21 protein-coding genes are annotated in these 18094 nt (G+C 67.2%); 8 read left to right on the top strand and 13 right to left on the bottom strand.

Annotated features, from left to right (window positions below; genetic code table 11):
- Positions 1–244: 244 nt before the first annotated feature.
- The 5 genes from NMQ11_RS10755 to NMQ11_RS10735 form a co-directional block, all read right to left on the bottom strand.
- Entirely contained in the window at positions 245–445 is a 201-nt protein-coding gene (locus NMQ11_RS10755) for a hypothetical protein (RefSeq protein ID WP_255167994.1), read from the bottom strand.
- A gap of 205 nt (positions 446–650) precedes the next feature.
- Positions 651–1511, bottom strand: a complete 861-nt coding sequence (locus NMQ11_RS10750; protein WP_255167993.1) for a UbiA family prenyltransferase — start codon at positions 1509–1511, stop codon at positions 651–653.
- Positions 1512–1569: 58 nt separating this feature from the next.
- Positions 1570–1995, bottom strand: coding sequence for an NUDIX hydrolase (locus NMQ11_RS10745; protein WP_255167991.1), 426 nt, complete (start codon positions 1993–1995; stop codon positions 1570–1572).
- Between the two features lie 83 nt (positions 1996–2078).
- The gene (locus tag NMQ11_RS10740; RefSeq protein WP_255167989.1) at positions 2079–2993 is read right to left on the bottom strand and encodes a beta-propeller fold lactonase family protein; all 915 of its coding nucleotides are present in this window, start codon (positions 2991–2993) and stop codon (positions 2079–2081) included.
- A gap of 87 nt (positions 2994–3080) precedes the next feature.
- Positions 3081–4499, bottom strand: coding sequence for an FAD-binding oxidoreductase (locus NMQ11_RS10735; RefSeq protein WP_255167987.1), 1419 nt, complete (start codon positions 4497–4499; stop codon positions 3081–3083).
- A 93-nt stretch (positions 4500–4592) separates the two neighbouring features.
- Here NMQ11_RS10735 and NMQ11_RS10730 point away from each other — a divergent pair, with 93 nt between their 5' ends.
- A complete protein-coding gene (locus NMQ11_RS10730) occupies positions 4593–4901 on the top strand; it encodes a DUF8152 family protein (RefSeq protein ID WP_255167985.1) in 309 nt (102 codons plus the stop codon).
- 182 nt (positions 4902–5083) lie between these two features.
- On the top strand, positions 5084–5719 hold the full coding sequence (locus NMQ11_RS10725) for a cupin domain-containing protein (RefSeq protein WP_255167984.1): 636 nt from the start codon (positions 5084–5086) through the stop codon (positions 5717–5719).
- Positions 5720–5786: 67 nt separating this feature from the next.
- Here NMQ11_RS10725 and NMQ11_RS10720 read toward each other — a convergent pair whose 3' ends face one another.
- Both NMQ11_RS10720 and NMQ11_RS10715 read right to left on the bottom strand, forming a co-directional pair.
- Positions 5787–6011, bottom strand: a complete 225-nt coding sequence (locus NMQ11_RS10720; protein WP_255167983.1) for a helix-turn-helix domain-containing protein — start codon at positions 6009–6011, stop codon at positions 5787–5789.
- Between the two features lie 210 nt (positions 6012–6221).
- On the bottom strand, positions 6222–7343 hold the full coding sequence (locus tag NMQ11_RS10715) for a pyridoxal phosphate-dependent aminotransferase (protein ID WP_255167980.1): 1122 nt from the start codon (positions 7341–7343) through the stop codon (positions 6222–6224).
- A 123-nt stretch (positions 7344–7466) separates the two neighbouring features.
- Here NMQ11_RS10715 and NMQ11_RS10710 point away from each other — a divergent pair, with 123 nt between their 5' ends.
- Complete coding sequence (locus NMQ11_RS10710; protein WP_255167977.1) at positions 7467–8120, top strand: DUF6517 family protein; 654 nt, start codon at positions 7467–7469, stop codon at positions 8118–8120.
- Positions 8121–8129: 9 nt separating this feature from the next.
- Here the strand turns inward: NMQ11_RS10710 and NMQ11_RS10705 are convergent, their stop codons facing one another.
- The gene (locus tag NMQ11_RS10705) at positions 8130–8909 is read right to left on the bottom strand and encodes a PHP domain-containing protein (RefSeq protein ID WP_255167975.1); all 780 of its coding nucleotides are present in this window, start codon (positions 8907–8909) and stop codon (positions 8130–8132) included.
- 152 nt (positions 8910–9061) lie between these two features.
- Here NMQ11_RS10705 and NMQ11_RS10700 point away from each other — a divergent pair, with 152 nt between their 5' ends.
- Entirely contained in the window at positions 9062–9820 is a 759-nt protein-coding gene (locus NMQ11_RS10700) for a hypothetical protein (protein ID WP_255167973.1), read from the top strand.
- Here NMQ11_RS10700 and NMQ11_RS10695 read toward each other — a convergent pair.
- Together NMQ11_RS10695 and NMQ11_RS10690 are read right to left on the bottom strand one after the other, a co-directional pair.
- On the bottom strand, positions 9814–10677 hold the full coding sequence (locus tag NMQ11_RS10695) for a 2-oxoacid:ferredoxin oxidoreductase subunit beta (RefSeq protein WP_255167971.1): 864 nt from the start codon (positions 10675–10677) through the stop codon (positions 9814–9816). The two genes, NMQ11_RS10700 and NMQ11_RS10695, sit on opposite strands and share 7 nt — an antisense overlap.
- Positions 10674–12428: a 2-oxoacid:acceptor oxidoreductase subunit alpha gene (locus NMQ11_RS10690; RefSeq protein ID WP_255167968.1), complete on the bottom strand. Its 1755-nt coding sequence runs from the start codon at positions 12426–12428 to the stop codon at positions 10674–10676. Before NMQ11_RS10690 ends, NMQ11_RS10695 begins: the two co-directional genes overlap by 4 nt.
- A 153-nt stretch (positions 12429–12581) precedes the next feature.
- Here NMQ11_RS10690 and NMQ11_RS10685 point away from each other — a divergent pair, with 153 nt between their 5' ends.
- Positions 12582–13220: an FAD-dependent oxidoreductase gene (locus tag NMQ11_RS10685; protein ID WP_255167967.1), complete on the top strand. Its 639-nt coding sequence runs from the start codon at positions 12582–12584 to the stop codon at positions 13218–13220.
- Positions 13221–13313: 93 nt separating this feature from the next.
- Positions 13314–14132, top strand: a complete 819-nt coding sequence (locus NMQ11_RS10680; protein WP_255167964.1) for a hypothetical protein — start codon at positions 13314–13316, stop codon at positions 14130–14132.
- Between the two features lie 40 nt (positions 14133–14172).
- On the opposite strand, the gene mce is transcribed toward NMQ11_RS10680, so the two are convergent.
- Positions 14173–14556 carry a methylmalonyl-CoA epimerase gene (mce, locus tag NMQ11_RS10675; protein WP_255167962.1) on the bottom strand — a complete coding sequence of 128 codons (384 nt, stop codon included), beginning with the start codon at positions 14554–14556 and terminating at the stop codon, positions 14173–14175.
- Between the two features lie 108 nt (positions 14557–14664).
- Between mce and NMQ11_RS10670 the strand changes: the two genes are divergently transcribed.
- Positions 14665–14979, top strand: coding sequence for a YbjQ family protein (locus NMQ11_RS10670; protein WP_255167959.1), 315 nt, complete (start codon positions 14665–14667; stop codon positions 14977–14979).
- Between the two features lie 59 nt (positions 14980–15038).
- Here NMQ11_RS10670 and NMQ11_RS10665 read toward each other — a convergent pair whose 3' ends face one another.
- The gene (locus tag NMQ11_RS10665) at positions 15039–15878 is read right to left on the bottom strand and encodes an aldo/keto reductase (RefSeq protein WP_255167956.1); all 840 of its coding nucleotides are present in this window, start codon (positions 15876–15878) and stop codon (positions 15039–15041) included.
- A 112-nt stretch (positions 15879–15990) separates the two neighbouring features.
- On the bottom strand, positions 15991–17670 hold the full coding sequence (locus tag NMQ11_RS10660) for an acyl-CoA mutase large subunit family protein (RefSeq protein ID WP_255167953.1): 1680 nt from the start codon (positions 17668–17670) through the stop codon (positions 15991–15993).
- A 190-nt stretch (positions 17671–17860) separates the two neighbouring features.
- Between NMQ11_RS10660 and NMQ11_RS10655 the strand changes: the two genes are divergently transcribed.
- Complete coding sequence (locus NMQ11_RS10655; RefSeq protein ID WP_255167951.1) at positions 17861–18091, top strand: DUF8142 family protein; 231 nt, start codon at positions 17861–17863, stop codon at positions 18089–18091.
- Positions 18092–18094 lie beyond the last annotated feature (3 nt).

Raw genomic sequence — 18094 nt, 5'->3', positions numbered from 1 at the left:
TTATTTTATCCCTGCGATCAGTTCGCAGGTTCTATACCGGGTAGTTCAGGAGGAATAGGGTGAAATAAAGCCAACCGTCGTGCTGCACTCATCCTCTGTATTCAGCAGTTCTCTCTTGGTAATAATTCGGTAGCTCGATCACGTTCTACCGAACTCACAGCGAGAATGTCGTATAAGACTCGGCGTGGTTTACGAAGGCGGAGATCGTTCGGTACAGGACGGCAGTAGACCAGTGTACCGAGGCTTACAAGCCAGTTTGATCAGACAATATGAACCAGGCTGCAAGTCCGACAAAGATGCCTATCGCAGGCCCCATCGGCCCGATATACGAATTGCTGGTAAACGATCCGATGAAAAACCCGAGCACCGCTCCGAGAACGATACCGAAGGCCACACAGTAGGCGAGTAATTCACCGTCGCTCGCTCCTTCGGGAAATTTAGCCATGTCACTGAATGGAAAACGAGCAGCATACCTCTTCCTGCGTAGTTGAAATCGATCTATGGACAACAGCCGGTCAGTACGCAGGTGAAGTGAGCGGGTGCTTCACCGGTTTCAGCGTGAAACACACGAAGTCGTCGTGCTGCACTCATCCTCTGTATTCGGCACGTCCTTTCTATCAGTGTCCCGGGGATCGACAGAGCCGTCACTCCTACACGAACCCGGCGAGCGGTTCGAACCACACCGCCGCGACGAGCACCGCGAGGAAGACGTACGAGCCGCGGATGAGAAGCATCGTCGCCACGTCCGGTTCGGCCCGACTCGCCAGGAGCGCAACGGCGCCGAACGCCAGCACCGCGAGGACGGCGGTCGGGGGGAACACCTGAGCGACGGCGAAGGCGACGACCGCGAGCAGGCCGGCCACCATCAGCGCGTAGGCCACGGTGTACGCACGATCGGGGCCGACGACGACGGCGACGGTGCGCTTTCGGATCGACCTGTCGTAGTCGTAGTCCTGGGCGTCGTCGATCACCTTGATCCCCGAGAGCAACGCGAGGAAAACGACGGCGAAGCCGAGCGGGACGGCGGCGATCGTGCCGGCCTGTACGTAGAAGCCGCCGAGAATCGCGAGTGCGATCCCCATCGGGTAGCCCGTGGTGGCAGTCACCGGGTTCATGTCGAGCTGGGGGGCGTGGTGGTAGGCGATGAGCCACGTCGGGAGGGTGAGTGCGACGGCGACCCAGTCGACGAGGACGAACAGGAGCGCACAGCAGAGCGCGAACAGCCCCGTCGACAGCGCGAGGCCGACGTGACAGCCCCACTCGGTCATCGGGTGGTCGTCGTCCTCCCCGCGGACGTAGAAGTCGACGTAGCCGTCCTTGACGTGGGCGGTGTACACCGCCGTAAACATCGCGACGACGTGAACTCCCGCGAGAACTGGATCGACCGCCTGGGCGAGGATCGCCCCAAACAGCGACGCCGCCAGCGGCGGCAGCATGAAGACGGGGTGGACCTGCGAGAGGTACGCCCGCACCGTCGGCTCGAGACCCGATCCGTCTCGCGCGAGAGACATGCCTCGAGTGACGACGACCTGAAGTATAATACCGGGGGTGGCATGCGCTCGGGGGCGACTAGTCCAGCGCGTGGAGGTAGGCGTCCATCTCTCGAGCCAGCGAGACCGGCGGGACGACCCAGTAGTACGAGAAGACCATCCCGTCGTCCTCGCCGTCGCCCGTCACCCGGTGGTCCCAGGCGTCGCGCTCCTCCTCGAGCGGAACGTGAAAGAAGTGACGCCGGTACAACTGCTCGTGGTGCTCGTGGAGCCAGCGGTCGGTCTCGAGGTGAACCACGTCGAGCGGCTCGGAGACGCCGCTTTCCTCCTCGAGTTCGCGGACGACGGCCTCGGCGGGCGTCTCCCCCTCGTCGACGGTCCCCTTGGGGATCTGGGGACCGCCGTCGGCAGCCGGGTGGTCGAAGACGAGCACCTCGAGGCCAGTCCGTCGCTCGCGGGTCGCGTAGGCGTAGGCCTTCTCGACGACCGGGTAGTCGGGAGTCATAGGGGAAACGCGCGCCCCGACGTCATACTCCTTGCGTCTCTCGAGCGAGACGCCGGTGGCGACTCGAACCGGCGACTGCCGGGCTACCGGGGGAGGTAGGCGATCCCGTCGGGGTGGAGTTCAGTACCGTAGCGGTCGACCTCGGTCCACGACTCGCAGTCGATGACGCTCACGTCGTTGGTCTTGTTGTTCGCGACGAACGCCCGCTCGCCGTCGGGGGCGAAGACGGTGCCGCCGGGCCAGATGCCGACGCCGATCCGCTTTACCTCCCAGGATCGTTGCTCGCCGTCGCGGACGTGTTCGGTGTCGATCAGCGAGACGTCGTCGCCCTCGCGATTCGGCACGAGGACGTGGCGGCCGTCCGGCGAGGACACCACGCGGATCGGGTTCTCGCCGAGCAGCGCGCGCCCGGTCTGTTCGAACGTTTCGGGATCGAGCACCGAGAGCATCCCGTCGCCCTGGTTCGCCACGAGCAGGCCGCCCTCGGGGTGGACCTCGATTCCCTCGGGCTCTTCGCCGACGATCGGATCGGCCAGAATCCGGCGCTCCTCGCAGTCGATCGCCGTCACGTTGTCGCTGCCGATGTTCGCGATAAAGGCCCGCGACTCGTCGGGCGTGAGCGCGACCATGTGGGACTTGTCCTGGTGGGTCGGGGAGTGCTCGATGATCTCGTCGGTCTCGGTGTCGACGACGTACACCCGGCTGCTGTAGGTGGAGGCGAGCCACAGTTCGCCCGCCGACTCCCGGATCGCGAGCCCGTGGGGGAAGTCGAACTCCTCGTGTTCGATCCGCTCGAGGAGCTCCCAGCCGTCGGTGTCGAAGACGAGCAGCGAGCCGCCGAGCGAGCAGGTGACGTAGACTTTCTCGCCGTCGGGCGTGACGGCGATCTCGTGGGGGTTGAAGTCCGTCTCGACGACGGCGTCGGTTTCGCCGGTGTCGGCGTCGAGCACCGACATGGTGTCCGAATCCTTGTTGAGTACCAGCAGCTGATCGGCCATACTCGAGTGCTGTCGTGCCGGGACCCTAAACCCCGGCGAGACGGCAATGGTCGCCTCGAGTCCGCTCTCTCCCGCGGTGGGGCTCGCCTACCGTCGTCGGCCCTCGATCCGCCCGCCCGCTCGAGTCTCCGGAAAGAGCTTCCCCGGGTTCAGCGTGTCCGTCGGGTCGAGGGCCAGCTTGATCGCCCGCATGACGTCGACGGCGTCGCCGTGCTCGAGCTCGAGGTAGGCCTGCTTGCCGGCGCCGATCCCGTGCTCGCCCGTGGCGGTGCCGTCGAGGTCGATCGCCCGGCGGACGACCCGCCGGTAGAGGTCCTCGCCTAGCGCGAGCTCCTCGGGGTCGTCGTGGTCGACCAGCACCGTGTAGTGGAGGTTGCCGTCGCCAGCGTGGCCGAAACAGGGGATCAACAGGTCGTGGTCGGCCTCGAGATCCTTGGCGAAGCGGACGAGGTCCGCGTAGGCGCTGATTGGCACCGTCACGTCGCCGGGGTGGATCATCTCGCGGTCGGGGTCGTACGCGGAGGTGGCGGGGGCGAGTTCGGTCCGCGCGGTCCAGAGCTCCGTCATCGCCGCCTCGTCGGCGATTTCGAACCGCTCGACGCCGTGGTCCTCGAAGATGAGCTCACAGAGGTCGATCTCCGCGTCGACGCCGTGGTTCGCGTGGAACTCGAGGAAGACCATCGGCGACGCCGGAAGCGCGGCGTCGAGGTAGGCGTTCGCCATCCGGGCGCTCAGTTCGTCGATCAGCTCGATGGTCGCGACGTCGACGCCCGACCGGATCGCGTCCGAGACGGCGGCGGTCGCGTCGTCCAGGGAGCCGAACACCGCCCGGCCGCCGCGGATCTGCTCCGGGCGGCCGGCGAGTTCGAGCGTCGCCTCGGTGATCACGCCCAGGGTGCCCTCGCTGCCGACGAACAGGTCGGTGAGGTTGTAGCCGCTCGAGGACTTCGCCGCTCGCGTGCCGGTCTCGATGACGGTGCCGTCGGCGAGAACGACCTCGAGGCGACGCGTCCAGTCGGAGACCTCGCCGTACTTCACGGTCCGCATCCCGCTGGCGTCGGTCGCGAGCATCCCGCCGACGGTCGCGACGTCGCCAGAGGAGGGAAGCGGCGGGAAGAACAGGCCGTCGCTCGCGACGTACTCGTCGACAGCCGAGCCGATGATTCCGGGGCCGACGTCGATCTGGAAGTCGTCTGGACGGTAGTCGCGGACGTTGTCCATTCGGGTCAGATCGAGGCTGATGCCGCGGCGGGCGGGCACGGCGTTCCCCTCGAGTCCCGTGCCGGCGGCGTAGGGCGTCACCGGCACGCCCCGGTCGGTGGCCGCTTCGAGGACCGCGGCGACGTCGGCCGTCGACTCGGGCCAGACGACCGCGTCGGGGGTCACGCGCCGGCCGTAGCGCTCGGCGCCCCAGTCTGCAGCGCGGCTCTCTCGGGGCCCGGTCGCGAACGAGACCTGGTCGGCCGCGAGCGACAGGTCCTCGAGAAACGAGCAGTCGCGTGTCATACCTGCTCATGGGGGAGGCGGCGTATGAAGGTTTTCGACGCGGCGGGAGTCGCCACCGAAACGACCACGCTCTCGGAAACCGACAGCTGAGGTATGACCGCTGATAGTCCGGATGACCCGCTCGAGGCGCAGGTACGCGCCCTCCACGACCACCTCGAGGCCACCGCCTCGCTACCGATCGACCACCGGACCAACCGCTGGCTCGGCGAGGCCGAGGCCGTCGTCCGTGACGCGGCCGAGAACGACCTGGACGACGCCACCGTCAGAAAGCGGGTCGGTCAGGCTCGACACCTGCTCGAGGAGGCCGGCGAAACCGGCGACGAGCGAGCCGACGAGCACCTGGGGGCGGCCCACGAGCTCTGTGCGGAGATTCTGGCCGGTCGCGACGAAACGGGGCGGTAGCGTGAGTGGGGCCGGGTCTGAGACGTGTTTCGCTTCCCGAGCGGGCCGATCGCGGCGGCGATAGCGGGCGAGTCGCGTTTCCGGGGCCACCGCCTGAACCACGAACGCGCGTCGGTAATAACGGTCTCCCGATAGTCACGTACTCGAGATATATTTATTAGCGGATATGACGTCCAGGGGTCATGGATTCCACCCGCACGACGTGGTCCGTCCCGCGCGGCAACGACCAGCAGTGGATCGAGTCTCGAGGGGGGCGGGACGTGACGATCACCTGCCACCCGGTCCGCGGTGAACGCGTCGAGTTCCTCAACGAACCCGACGATCCGTCGAATGGACCGCTCACGCTGAAATTCCATCTCGACGCGGGCCACGAGGTCGGCGAGCACACCCACCCCGAGCAGACGGAGACGATCACCGTCAACCGGGGGGCGATCCGGGCCACCATCGACGGCGAGGACCGCCTCCTCGAGGTGGGTGACAACGAGTCGATCGCTCCCGGCGTCCCTCACGGTTACGAGGTCGTCGGCGACGACAGCGCCGTCCTCGCGGTGAGCATGACGCCCGGGCTCGAGTTCAAGGAGTTCGTCGTCTCCGAACACGCGCTCGGCGCCAGCGACTACCCAGAGAGCGGGTTGAACCTCCCGTACTTCGCCCTCGTCGCGAAGCGCCACGGCCTGATGATCGCCCCGCCGTCGGACGGCGTTCGGCTGAAACTCCTCGTCGCGGTGCTCTCGAGCATCGGTCGGCTCAAGCGACTCCGGATCCCCGACGAACCGCTTCCGGTTCGAAACGGGAGCGACGGTTCGACGGGCGAGTGAACTCGCGGGACGGTCGCGCCTTGAAGCACCATCGCGTCGTCCTGTGTCGTTTCACCACCGGACGCTGTCAATCCACGGACTCTTCCTCGAGGTACGCACACCCGCTGTCGGTGATTCGGTAGAACGCCTCGTACCGCTCGTCCCGTTCGACGAGCCCGTCCCGCTCGAGTTCGGTGAGGGTGCGAGAAACCGTCGCGTGGGGCGGCTCGAGTTCGTTGTCCAGGACGGCCACCGGGAGGGCGACGTCGGTTTCCTCGAGGAGTTCGAGAACCGACCGTCTCGCGTCCGTCATCGCCGGACACCGCCGCGATTTCGACCGCGGTTCGTCCCGGCTCCGACGCCGGCGGGAAGTCGGGCACTCGGTGTCTCCGTCGGTGGTGTCGCCGTCGAGTCGGCTCTCATTTCGTGAGGGTTGGACGACGCGTTACAAATCCGTTCGGTTCGCCCGTCGGACATCGGGCCACGTGTCACGCCCGTCTCGGGACGACTTCGGCGGTCGTCGCTACCGAACGGCCGCCGTCGCGTCGTCGATGATCTCGAGGGCCTCCTTCAGTTCGTCCATCGCCGTCGCGTAGGAGAGGCGGGCGTACCCCGCGCCGTTCTCGCCGAAGGCCTCGCCGGGGACGACGACGACGCCGCGCTCGAGCACCTCGTCGCACCAGCCCTCGGGAACCTCCGGCATCGCGTAGAACGCCCCCTGGGGGGTCGGAACCGTGAGTCCGGCGTCCTCGAGGCCGTCGACGACGGTGTCGCGGCGGCGCTCGAACGCCTGGACCATCTGGGAGACGGCGTCCTGGGGGCCCGAGAGGGCCGCCTCGGCGGCGTACTGTGCCGGCGCGCTCGCGCAGGCCTGGCAGTACTGGTGGACGCGGAGCATCCGCTCGATCCGGCGGTTGGAGCCGACGATCCAGCCCAGCCGCCAGCCGGTCATCGAGTACGTCTTCGAGCAGGCGCTGACGACGACGACGTTGTCGGTGTTCGAAAACTCCATCGGCGAGCGGTGAACGCCGTCGAAGACGATGTGCTCGTACACCTCGTCTGAGAGACAGAGCACGTCGTGCTCGTCGGCGATCCGGGCGAACTCCCGGACGTCGTCCTCGCTCTGGACCGCACCGGTGGGGTTGCCGGGGCTGTTGACGATGAAAACCGCGGTGTCGTCGGTGATGGCCTCCTCGACGGCGGCGGGATCGAGGGTGAGATCGTCGCGGAGGGCGACGGGCTTCGGCGTGCCGCCGGCGATCCGGGTCAGCGCGTCGTACGCGACGAACCCTGGATCGGGAAAGATCACCTCCTCGCCGGGATCGACGTGGGCCTCGAGCGCCAAGTGCAACGCCTCGCTGCCGCCGGCAGTGACGATGGCATCGCCCGGGTCGACGGCGAGCCCGTAGTCCCGGTCGTACTTCGCCGAAATCGCCTCCCGGAGCTCGAGAATCCCCTTGTTAGAGGTGTAGGCGTCGGCTTTTCCCGCTTCCACCGCGTTGACGGCGGCCCGGCGGGCGTGCTCCGGCGTGGGGAAGTCCGGCTGCCCGATGCCGAGGTTGATCGCGTCCTCGCCGGCGGCTTCGAACACCTCGCGAATGCCGCTGATCGACACCTGCTCGACGCGGTCTGCAAACTCCGTCATGCCCTACTAGGGGGGACAGCCCCCGATAACTCTTGATGTATGGGCCCGTTCGCCACAAACTGTCTTATAAGATGTACTGATTCTCCGGAATGAATATGGCGCTGGCCCGCCGACACCCGTGGTATGACTACCCGGAGACGTATTCTCGCAGGCGGAACTGCCTGCGCTCTCGCGCTCTCGGCCGGCTGTCTCGACTTCGCGCTCGGACGGAACGCCCTCGAGTTCGACGCGACGCGGGTCGCTCCGAGCGAGGCGGCGCTCGCGGAAACCGGATACGAGGAGACGGTAGCCGAACGACAGACTCACGAGGAAACCGTCGAGGCCGGCCTCGAGCGCGACGTGCGGGCGAGCTACTGGCTGTCGGTCTCCGAGAAGGAGGTCGAACTCCTGGGCGAGACGCGGGAGGCGGCGACGGTCGCCGCCGTCTCGATGCCGGCGCTGGAGATCCTGGGATCGTCGTACAATCCGCTCGCAGAACTCGACAGCGAGGAGCTACTGGCGGAGCTCCAGTCGGAGTTCGACGGCGGCTACGGCGACCTCGGGGACCTCGAGTACGCCGCGACGATCGCGCTCCCGGTTCTCGGCGCGGACCGCTCGGTCGATCGGTTTCGCGGAACCACGACGTTCGACGGCGAGGACGTCGACGTCGTCCTGTTGCTCACCGCGTTCGATCACGGCGACGACTTCGTCGTGTTGCTCGGCGGCTACCCGGAGCCGCTTGCCGACGAGGGTGTCAACGTCGAGCTACTGATGGAGTCGGTCGAACGCCTGCCGTAGCTGCGGCAGTTACAGCGACGGCGGCGCCGCCGGCTCGAGTCCCAGCTCGCCGAACCGCGTCGCCAGCGCCGCCGTTCGCGCCTCGAGTTCCGGCCCCCGGTGGGAATCCGTTCCGGGAACGAACGAGACGTCCGCGGCGCGGAGCGCCTCGAGAAACGCCGGCTCGGGGTGGTACTCGCCGTAGCCGTCGATCGCGCCCGCGTTGATCTCGGGAAGCGTCGACGAGGCGGCGAGCGCATCCGCCACCGCTTGCCAGTGGTTGGCGGTCGTGTACCCTCGCAGCGCCGGCGTGCGCTCGATCGCGTCGAGGTGAGCCACGACGTCGAACAGCTCCGATTCGATCAGCGCACAGAGTCGAGCGTAGTAGTCGTCGATCAGGTCGACGATCGCCGACTCGGACTTCGCCGCGAAGTGGTCCTGGTCGAAGATCACCGTGCCGTCCATCTCGTGGACGCTTCCGATGGCGTACTCGAATCCGGCTTCCTCGAGGAACGCCTCGATCGCCGCCTCGTCGCGCGGGTCGTAGTCCAGTTCCACCGCGTCGTAGAGCCGCAAGCCGGTCTCTGCGGCGAGCGCCTCGAGTGCGGCCCGCCGCCGCTCGTAGGTCAGATCGAGGTTGAACCCCAGTTCCCGCTTGGTCGCCGCCAGCGGCGATCGCTCGGAGACGTTGCAGTGATCGGCGAAGCCGACCGCCTCGAGGCCCGCGTCCGCGGCGGCGGAGAGCATCTCCGGGAGCGGGCGGCCGTCGGAGTAGTTCGTGTGAACGTGATAGTCCGCGGTAAGGGACACGACCGGTGGTTCGTCGGCCCGACAGGTAAAGCTCGTGACTCCGTCAGGGATTGTACCGCCCGAGTTCGACCGTCGGGAGCCGCAACCACGATAGGTGAAATCGCCCTTTGACCGACCACGAAACTTATTGTCGAGTCGAATACGATTGCAGTATGAACAGACGCGGTGTGCTCGCGGGCGTCGTCACGACGGCGCTGGCCGGCTGCCTCCAGTCGGAGTCTGCGGACCCGCCCGCGACGACCGACGACGAACTCGAGCCCGAACCGGTAGACGACGCCGAAGGTGCGAGTGACGACCCGGAGACGACGGAGTCGGACCCTGACCCGACAGAGCCCGACCGTCCGACTCACACCGTCTCGGTCGCGACCGTCGACGCCGTTCCCGAGGAGTACGACCTCGTGATCGACGTCGACCTCCTGATCGAGGGGATCGGTCCTGAGGAGACGGCGCGCGTGGCCGTGACGACGACGAACGCGGGCGACGAGCGGCTGCTCTCCGTCGAGGAGGGCCAGTGTAGCCTGTTCGACCGGGCCGACGGCGTGAGCGTCGACGGCGGACTGGTGCTCAAGCGAGAAGCCGTCGCGGACCCCGACGGCCGCGACGGCGAGCGGTGGACTCGAGACGTCGACCCCGACGAGCCGCGAGCTTACGACGGCTACGGCTGTGCGGGCCGGGAGTTCAGCGCCGACGAGTCGATCACGAACGTCTACGCGGTCTGGGACGACTACCGGACGGCGGGCTATCTCGAGGCCGGGACCTACCGCTTCGAGAACGAGGTCGCGGTCGCGACCGACGAGCGGAACGTTCGGGACGACCCCGACGCGACGTTCGTCTGGGGATTCGAACTCGAGGTGCGGCCGGTCGAAGACGACGATTCGACGAAAGAAGGGAACGAAACCGGCGATCAGTAGAACTCGCGGACGAGGTCCATCGCGTCCTCGGGGGCGCCGTCGGGAATCTCGGACATATCCTCGGTGACGCCGTGCTGTTCGTGATAGGGAACCGAGTTCTCGTTCTGGTACATCACGCCCTGGTACTCCTTTCCGGCGTCGAGGATGACCTCCTTGGCCGCCTCGTAGTCGTGGCGGTCGTGACCCTCCTCCTCTAAGTCGACCAGGGTGTCCCGGAAGTAGTCGTAGGTGTCGACGTCGTTGAACGTCACGCAGGGGCTGAAGACGTTGACGAAGCCGAAGCCGTCGTGTTCGATCGCTTCCTGGACGATCTCGGCGTGGCGCATCGCGTCGGAGGCGAACGACTGGGCGATGAACGTCGCCCCGGAGGCGAGCGCGAGCGCGAGCGGGTTGACCGGGGGCTGTTTCGGTCCCTCGGGGGTCGTTGAGGTCTCGAAATCGGATCTCGAGGTCGGCGAGGCCTGGCCCTTCGTCAGCCCGTAGATGCGGTTGTCCATGACGACGTAGGACATGTCGACGTTCCGTCGGACGGCGTGGACGAAGTGGCCGGCGCCGATCGAGTAGCCGTCGCCGTCGCCGCCGGCGACCATCACTTCGATGTCGGGACGGGCCATCTTGACGCCCTGTCCGACCGGGAGCGCACGGCCGTGAACCCCGTGGAGGGCGTAGCTGTGCATGTAGGTCCCGATCTTTCCGGAACAGCCGATTCCGGCGACCACGAACGTGTTGTCGGGGTCGTTGCCGGTGTTGGCTAGCGCTTTCATCATGCCGTTCATCGTCCCGAAGTCGCCGCATCCGGGACACCACGTCGGCTGCTTGTCGGATTTGAAGTCGGTGAATCGAACCTCTGAGCTCATTGTGCTGGCACCTCCTCGGTGAGTTTCGTCTGAATCGCCTCTGCGAGTTCGTCCGCCTTGAAACGGACGCCGGTGTACTTGTTGATCCGCTTGAGTCGGGTGAGCGTGTCGCGCTCGAGCACGTCGGCGAACTGGCCGGTTGCGTTACACTCGACGACGATCACGTCCTCGGCGGCCTCGACGTCGTCGGTGAGGTCGGGTCGCGGGAAGATGTAGGGGACCGAGACGACGCGGACGTCGACACCTTCCTCCTCGAGGTAGTCGAGCGCCTCGACGAGCGCGCCCTCGTTCGACCCCCAGGAGATGACGAGGTTCTCCGCGTCGGGGCTGCCGAACTCGCGGTAATCCCAGTCCTCCTCGGCCTGGGCGGTCTCTACCTTGCGGTTTCGCTTGTCGACCTGCTCGACGCGCACGTCCGTCTCCTCGGTTCGACGGCCGAGTTCGTCGTGCTCGAGACCGGTGCTCATGTGGGCGCCGTCGATCGTTCCCGGAATCGCGCGGGGGCTGATCCCGTCGTCGGTGTTCGCGTGGGCGCGGAACCGTCCCTGCTCGTCGAGCCACTCGTCGACGGTGTCGTCGTCGACGAGTTTGCCGCGGTCGATCTCGACGGCGTCCATGTCGAACGCCTCCGGCGGGAACGTCTGTTCGGTGACCGCGAGCGCGAGGTCGGCGACCAGGTAGACGGGCGTCTGGTACTTCTCGGCGTAGTTGAACGCCTCGACGGTCTTCCAGAAACACTCCGAGATGGTCGTCGGGGTGATGACGAACCGGGGAACCTCGCCGTGGCCGCCGTACAGCGTCATGTTGAGGTCGCCCTGCTCCTGTTTCGTCGGCATCCCGGTCGACGGCCCGGAGCGCATCACGTCACAGATCACGAGCGGCGTCTCGCTGGTCGCGATCAGCCCGAACGTCTCGGCCATCAGGTCGATGCCCGGCCCCGAGGTGGCCGTCATCGATCGCGCCCCGGCGCGGGCGGCGCCGAGGGCCATGTTGATCGCGGAGAGTTCGTCTTCGGCCTGGACGACGTGGCCGCCGTAGCGTTCGATCCGTCCCGTGAGGTACTCCATCACGTTCGTCGCGGGCGTGATCGGGTAGCCGGCGTAGAACCGACAGCCGGCGGCGAGGGCGCCCATGCCGATCGCCTCGTCGCCGTTCAACAGGACGTAGTCGTTGTCGGTCGTCTCGAGGTCGTAGCCCAGGTCGACGTCGTAGTTCTCCTGGACGTACTCCTGACCGAGGCGGGCGGCTTCGCGGTTGTTCTCGACGATCTTCGACCCCTTCCCGCCGAAGCGCTTCTCGAGCGATTCGTCGAGGTACTCGACGTCGAAGCCGGTGATCTCGCAGGCCGCACCGAGGGCGACGGTGTTTCGCATGATCGCGCCGCCGGCCTCCTCGGCGAGGGATTTGAGGGGGACGTCGACGGCGGTCGCCTCCTCGGGAATGTTGGCTTCCCAGGAACGCTCGCCGTCGTAGATGATCGCGCTGCCGTCGTGCAGTTCGTCGAGGTTCTCGTCGATGGTTCGCTGCGTGAGCGCCACCAGGATGTCCAGCCGGTCGACGACGCTCTGGACCTGGTCGACGGAGGTGCGGATCTTGTAGGCGGTGTAGCCGCCGCGGATCCGCGACGCGAAGTCCTTCGACGTGAAGACGTGTCGTCCGGCTCGGGAGAGTGCCTGGGCGAAGATCTTGCCCGTGGAGTCGATGCCGTCGCCGGCCTCGCCCCCGATAGCCCAGTTTAAGTCCTCGGTCATGTCGTAGCGACCCTTGCCTCCAGTAAATGAAAAGGCTTCTGAAACCCCACCCGTCTGGACGACGACCGAACCGCTACCCGGTCCGGAGTGAGTTTTTCGATCCCTCGCTCCGGAGAGCCAACGGCTTTCAATCACCCCTGCGAAGGACCGGCTATGGAAGGAACCGAGGTACCCGTCGCCGACGTTCGCGAGGTCGGAGCCGATACGATCGCACTCGAACTGGAGACGCCCGACGGATTCGACGCGCTTCCGGGCCAGTTCGTCCTGTTGCGGGCCGCCCCCGAGGACGAGGTGATCAGCCGCCACTACACCCTCTCCTCGCCGTCGGTCGAGGAGACGTTCGAACTCACCGTCGGCGTCGATCCCGACGGCACCCTCTCGCCGTGGCTCGCCGACCTCGAGGGCGGCGAGACGGTCCACGTCGAGGGCCCCTTCGGGACGATCACCTACGAGGGCGAGGAGGACGTCGTCGCGGTCGCGGGCGGTCCCGGCGTCGGCCCCGCGGTCGCCATCGCCGAGGCGGCCCACGAGGCCGGCCACGACGCCGTCGTGATCTATCAGGACGACGACCCGGCCCACGAGGACCGCCTCGAGGCGCTCACCGACGCCGGTGCGGACGTGGTGGTTATCGACGACGGCGAGGACGAGGCGGTCGCGGAGGCGGTCGCGACCCACCTCGAGGACGGTCGCTATTACGTCTTCGGTTTCAGCGACTTCGTCCACGCGGTCGCGGACGCGATCGACGACGCCGGCGGCGATTCGGACGAGGCGCTGATCGAGAACTTCGGCTGAGTCGACCGTCGTCGACGGACGACAGTCACTGCTCGATCACTCTCTTCTGGTCGCGTAAAAAAGGTTTACCGTCCGGTTCGCGTTTCGTCAGCTATGCGCCGACGTACCCTCCTCGCAGCCGTTGCCGGCGGCGCGGCCGTCGGAACCGCTGGCTGTCTCGCGAGCGGCCGCGACCTCGCCGCTCCCGGGAGCGACGACGACTCGGTGACGGCGTCTGACGGGTACTACGAGATCGGAGAGCCCGCCGAGGCGGAGGGCACGGTTTCACACCGACTCGTCCTCGAGAACGACGCCGACGAGGGCCGCGAGGTGACGATCGAGATCGCGATCGACGACGAGCCAGCGTTCGAGGACATCCTCGACCTCGCCGCGGGCGACCGCCTCGAGTTCCGACTCGTCGAACCGACCGGTTACCGCCTCGCTCTCGAGTCGGAGGACTCGAGCGTCGACCTCGCCCTCGAGGGAGCGTCGACGGACTGTACCGAGTCCGAGACGGTCGTGACCCTCCGTCGGGGCGGCGTCGCGACCCGGACGGCGCACACCAGCGGCGACTGTCCGTCGGAGGAGGGCGCCGAGGGCTCAGAGTTCGAGTTCGGCGAGGGCGAGTGTGCGACCGCCGGCGCGACCGACCGCGCGAGGATCGACCTCGAGGACGACGTTATCAGGATCGAGGGCGTCGTCGAGACGCCGACGCCGTGTCACCGCCTCTCGCTGGCTTCCCTCGAGACGGATCGGGAGACGCTCGAGGTCGTCGTCGGGGTCGACGACCCCGCGGCCGACGTCTGTATCGAGTGTCTCGGAGCGGTTCCCTACACCGCCGTCGTCGATCGTCCCGACCCGCCGCCGGAGTCCGTGGTCGTTGTTCACGAGACCATGGGCGAGCGCCGTACGGTCGCCGAGTTCCGGTGCTGAGCGACCGTCGAGGAGCGCTCGCACGGTCCCGGCCGCGCGGTCAGTGCTCGACGAACTCGAGCAACACGCCGCCGGTGTCTCGCGGGTGGAGAAAGGCGACGGAGTGACCCCACGCGCCGGGCCGGGGCTCCTCGTCGACGAGTTCGATCCCCGCCTCGCGGGCGGTCTCGAGGGCGGCCTCGACATCGTCCGTTTCGACTGCGAGGTGATGGATACCGGGGCCGTGTCGCTCGAGGTAGCCCGCGATCGTCCCCTCCTCGAGCGGTTCTAAGAGTTCGAAGTAGCCGTTCTCGAGTGCGAGGAAGACGACCCGCATCCCATCGAACGTCTCATCGTGGGCGATTTCGGCGTCGAACAGGCTCGAGAACAGGTCGGCGAGTGCCGCCGCGTCGTCGGTCGCGATACCCGCGTGATCGAATCGCATCGGTTCGCCCTGGGACGGCCGGCGGCGTTACTCTTCCGCTCCGCCGGTCGCGTCGGCCCCCGCCGTCGGAGTAACGTATATGTCGGGGGGCTGAGAAGCGCAGCGTACATGCTGATAACGACTACGGAAACCGTTCCGGATCGAGAGATCGTCGAGGTGCTCGGCGTGGCCCGCGGCAACACGGTCGAGGCGAAAAACGCCGGCCGCGACATCACCCAGGGGATCCGAAACGTCTTCGGCGGCGAACTCAAGGCGTACTCGGATCTCCTCTCGAAATCCCGCGACGAGGCTATCAGGCGGCTGGAGGCCGACGCCGAGGAGATGGGGGCCGACGCGGTCGTCAACCTCCGGCTTGATACCTCGTCGATCACCGAAGGCGGCTCCGAAGTGCTGGCGTACGGAACGGCCGTCCGTCTCCGATAGCGCCGGTTGCCGACCGGGACGTCCTCGAGCGGCCCACGTCCCGAAGCGTTCTCGTCCTCTCACGACAGGCCGAGTCGGTCCGACAGCGCCGACGGCGGCGCCTCCTCGCCGCCGAGTACGAACACCCCTCGCATCTCCTCGTCGGTCAGTTCGAAGTCGAACACGTCGGCGTTGGCCTCGACGTGCTCGCGGCTCGAGGCCTTCGGAATCGCCGCCACCCCCGGCTGCTGGAGCAGCCACCGCAGGGCCACCTGCGCCGCCGACTTTCCGTACCGATCGCCGAGCGCCTCGAGGCGCTCGTCGCCGACGACCGACCCCTTCGCGAGGGGGCTGTACGCCGTCAGCACGATCCCGTTCTCGAGACAGTACGACAGGAGGTCGTCCTGGCGGTGGTACGGGTGGTACTTCACCTGGTTCGTGACGATCGGGGTCGAGGAGGCCGCGACGGCCGCCTCGAGCTGGGTGACCGAGAAGTTGCTCACGCCGATCCGGTCGACGGCCCCCTCCTCCTGGAGGTCGTTCATCGCGGCGATCGTCTCCTCGAGGGGCGCCTCGTCGCTCGGCCCGTGGAGCAAGAGGAGGTCGATCCCGGTTCCGAGGCGCTCGAGGCTCTCCCGCGTGGTGCGGTGGACGTCTTCGGGCGCGGCGTCGTCGGGGTGGACCTTCGTGACGAGGTACACGTCCTCGCGGGGGACGGGGCTCGAGGCGAGGGCGTCGCCGACGGCGGATTCGTTGCCGTACAGCTGTGCGGTGTCGAGGTGGCGGTAGCCGGTCTCGAGGGCGAGTTCGACGGCTCCGCGGCAGTCGTCGCCGGTGAGCTGAGCGGTGCCGAACCCGAGAGCGGGCATCGGAGACGTCAGCCCTCCGACGGCGGTGATGTCGGTCGGGTGTGTCGTCATCGAGAGGGGGGGTTTAGCGCCACCAGTAATCAAGGCTGCCCGGTGGTGTCACCGCAGCGACCGAACCGCGGCCGTGAGTACCAGTGTTGGGCTCCGATCCTCGACGGATCGATCACACGCCGCCCGGGTGGTACTCCCCGAACTCGTCGCGGAAGACGGTACAGATCTCGCCGACGGTTCCCTCGGCCTTCACCGCGTCGACGATGTACGGCATCACGTTCTCCTCCCCGCGCGCCGCCTCGCCCAGCGCCTCGAGCGCCGCCGCCGTCGCTTCGTCGTCGCGCCCCTCGCGGACGGACTCGAGGCGCTCGAGCTGGCGGCGTTCATCCTCCTCGGTGACCGCCTGAACGTCCATCGTGGGCTCCTCGTCGACCTCGAACTCGTTGACGCCCACGATGATCCGCTCGCCCTCCTCGATCTCGCGCTGGCGGTCGAAGGCGGTGTCCTGGATCTGGCGCTGGACCCACTGGGACTCGACGGCCTCGAGCATCCCGCCGCGGGAGTCGACCTCCTCGAGGAGGTCGTAGGCTTCCGCCTCCACTTCGTCGGTCAGGCTCTCGACGTAGTAGCTGCCCGCGAGCGGATCGATCGTATCTGCCGCACCCGATTCGTGTGCGAGGATCTGCTGGGTTCGCAGGGCGGTCCTGACGGACTCCTCGGTGGGGAGGGCGAGCGCCTCGTCCTTCCCGTTCGTGTGGAGGCTCTGTGTCCCCCCGAGGACGGCAGCGAGCGCCTGGTAGGCCACTCGAACGACGTTGTTCTCGATCTGCTGGGCGGTGAGCATCGAACCTGCGGTCTGCGTGTGGAACTTGAGCTGCTTGGATTTGGGATTCTGCGCGTCGAACCGTTCCTCCATGATATCGTGCCACATTCGGCGCGCCGCGCGGAACTTCGCGACCTCCTCGAAGATGTTGTTGTGACCGTTGAAAAAGAACGATAACTGGGGGGCGAAGTCGTCGACGTCCAGCCCGGCGTCGACGGCGGCCTCGACGTACTCGATCCCGTCACCGAGGGTGAAGGCGAGCTCCTGGGCGGCGGTCGCACCCGCCTCGCGGATGTGGTAGCCCGAGATGGAGATGGTGTTGAACTTCGGGACCTCGTCGGCACAGAACTCGAAGATGTCCGTGATGATCCGCATCGAGGGACCGGGCGGGTAGATGTAGGTGTTCCGGGCGATGTACTCCTTCAGCAGGTCGTTCTGGATGGTCCCCCGGAGGTCGGCCCGGTCGACTCCCTGACGGTCGCCGACGGCGATGTACATCGCGAGCAGCACCGACGCGGGCGCGTTGATCGTCATCGAGGTGCTCACCTCGTCGAGCGGAATGCCGTCGAACACCGTCTCCATGTCGGCCAGCGAGTCGATGGCGACTCCGGCCTTCCCGACCTCGCCCGCCGCCATGGTCGCGTCGGAGTCGTACCCCATCTGGGTCGGCAGGTCGAACGCCATCGAGAGCCCGGTCTGGCCCTGCTCGAGCAGGTAGTGAAACCGCTCGTTCGTATCCTCGGGGGTCGAAAAGCCCGCGTACTGGCGCATCGTCCACAGCCGACCGCGGTAGCCGGTCGAGTAGACGCCGCGCGTGTACGGCGCCTCGCCGGGGAAGCCGAGATCCTCGTCGTACTCGAGGTCGGCGACGTCGGCGGGCGTGTACAGCCGCTCGACCTCCTGGCCGCCGGTGTCGGTCGTGAACGTCTCCTTTCGCTCGCCGAATCGCTCGAGAACGGGCTCGACCTCCGCCTCGTGCCACTCCTCGGCGCCGGCACGGATCTCCTCGAGGTCGTCGGAATCGAACATTATCGACCCCGACGGTTCCCCGCGGCTTGAAACTTGAGAAACGAGTCGTCGCCCGGCGGGGCCAGCGGCCGGTCTGGCGTCCCGCCGGAGCGGCCGCCGCGGCGGGAGTCGACGCCGACCGTCACCGCCTCGAGACTGTCGCCTCGACGGTCAACGCGGCTTTTTGCCGATCGGCGTCGACGCGAGTGGTATGGGAACGGCGTTGCCGACGGACGACGGGACGACCGACCGGCGTCGAGCGACGCTGTACGTGCTCCCCTTTCTCACACTCGGGCTGGCGAACCTCGTCACCCTCCTCGGGTGGGGGCTCGACCCGCTGTGGGCGTTCGCGATCCTGCCGCCGATCCTCTGTATCACGCTCATCGGCTGGATCGCGTTCCGCCACGACTTCCACGACCGCGGGCGGGCGGGAGGGCGGTGAGTC

This window comes from Natrononativus amylolyticus, assembly GCF_024362525.1.
Taxonomy (GTDB): Archaea; Halobacteriota; Halobacteria; order Halobacteriales; family Natrialbaceae; genus Natrononativus; species Natrononativus amylolyticus.
This window is presented reverse-complemented; position numbering and strand designations above follow the sequence as displayed.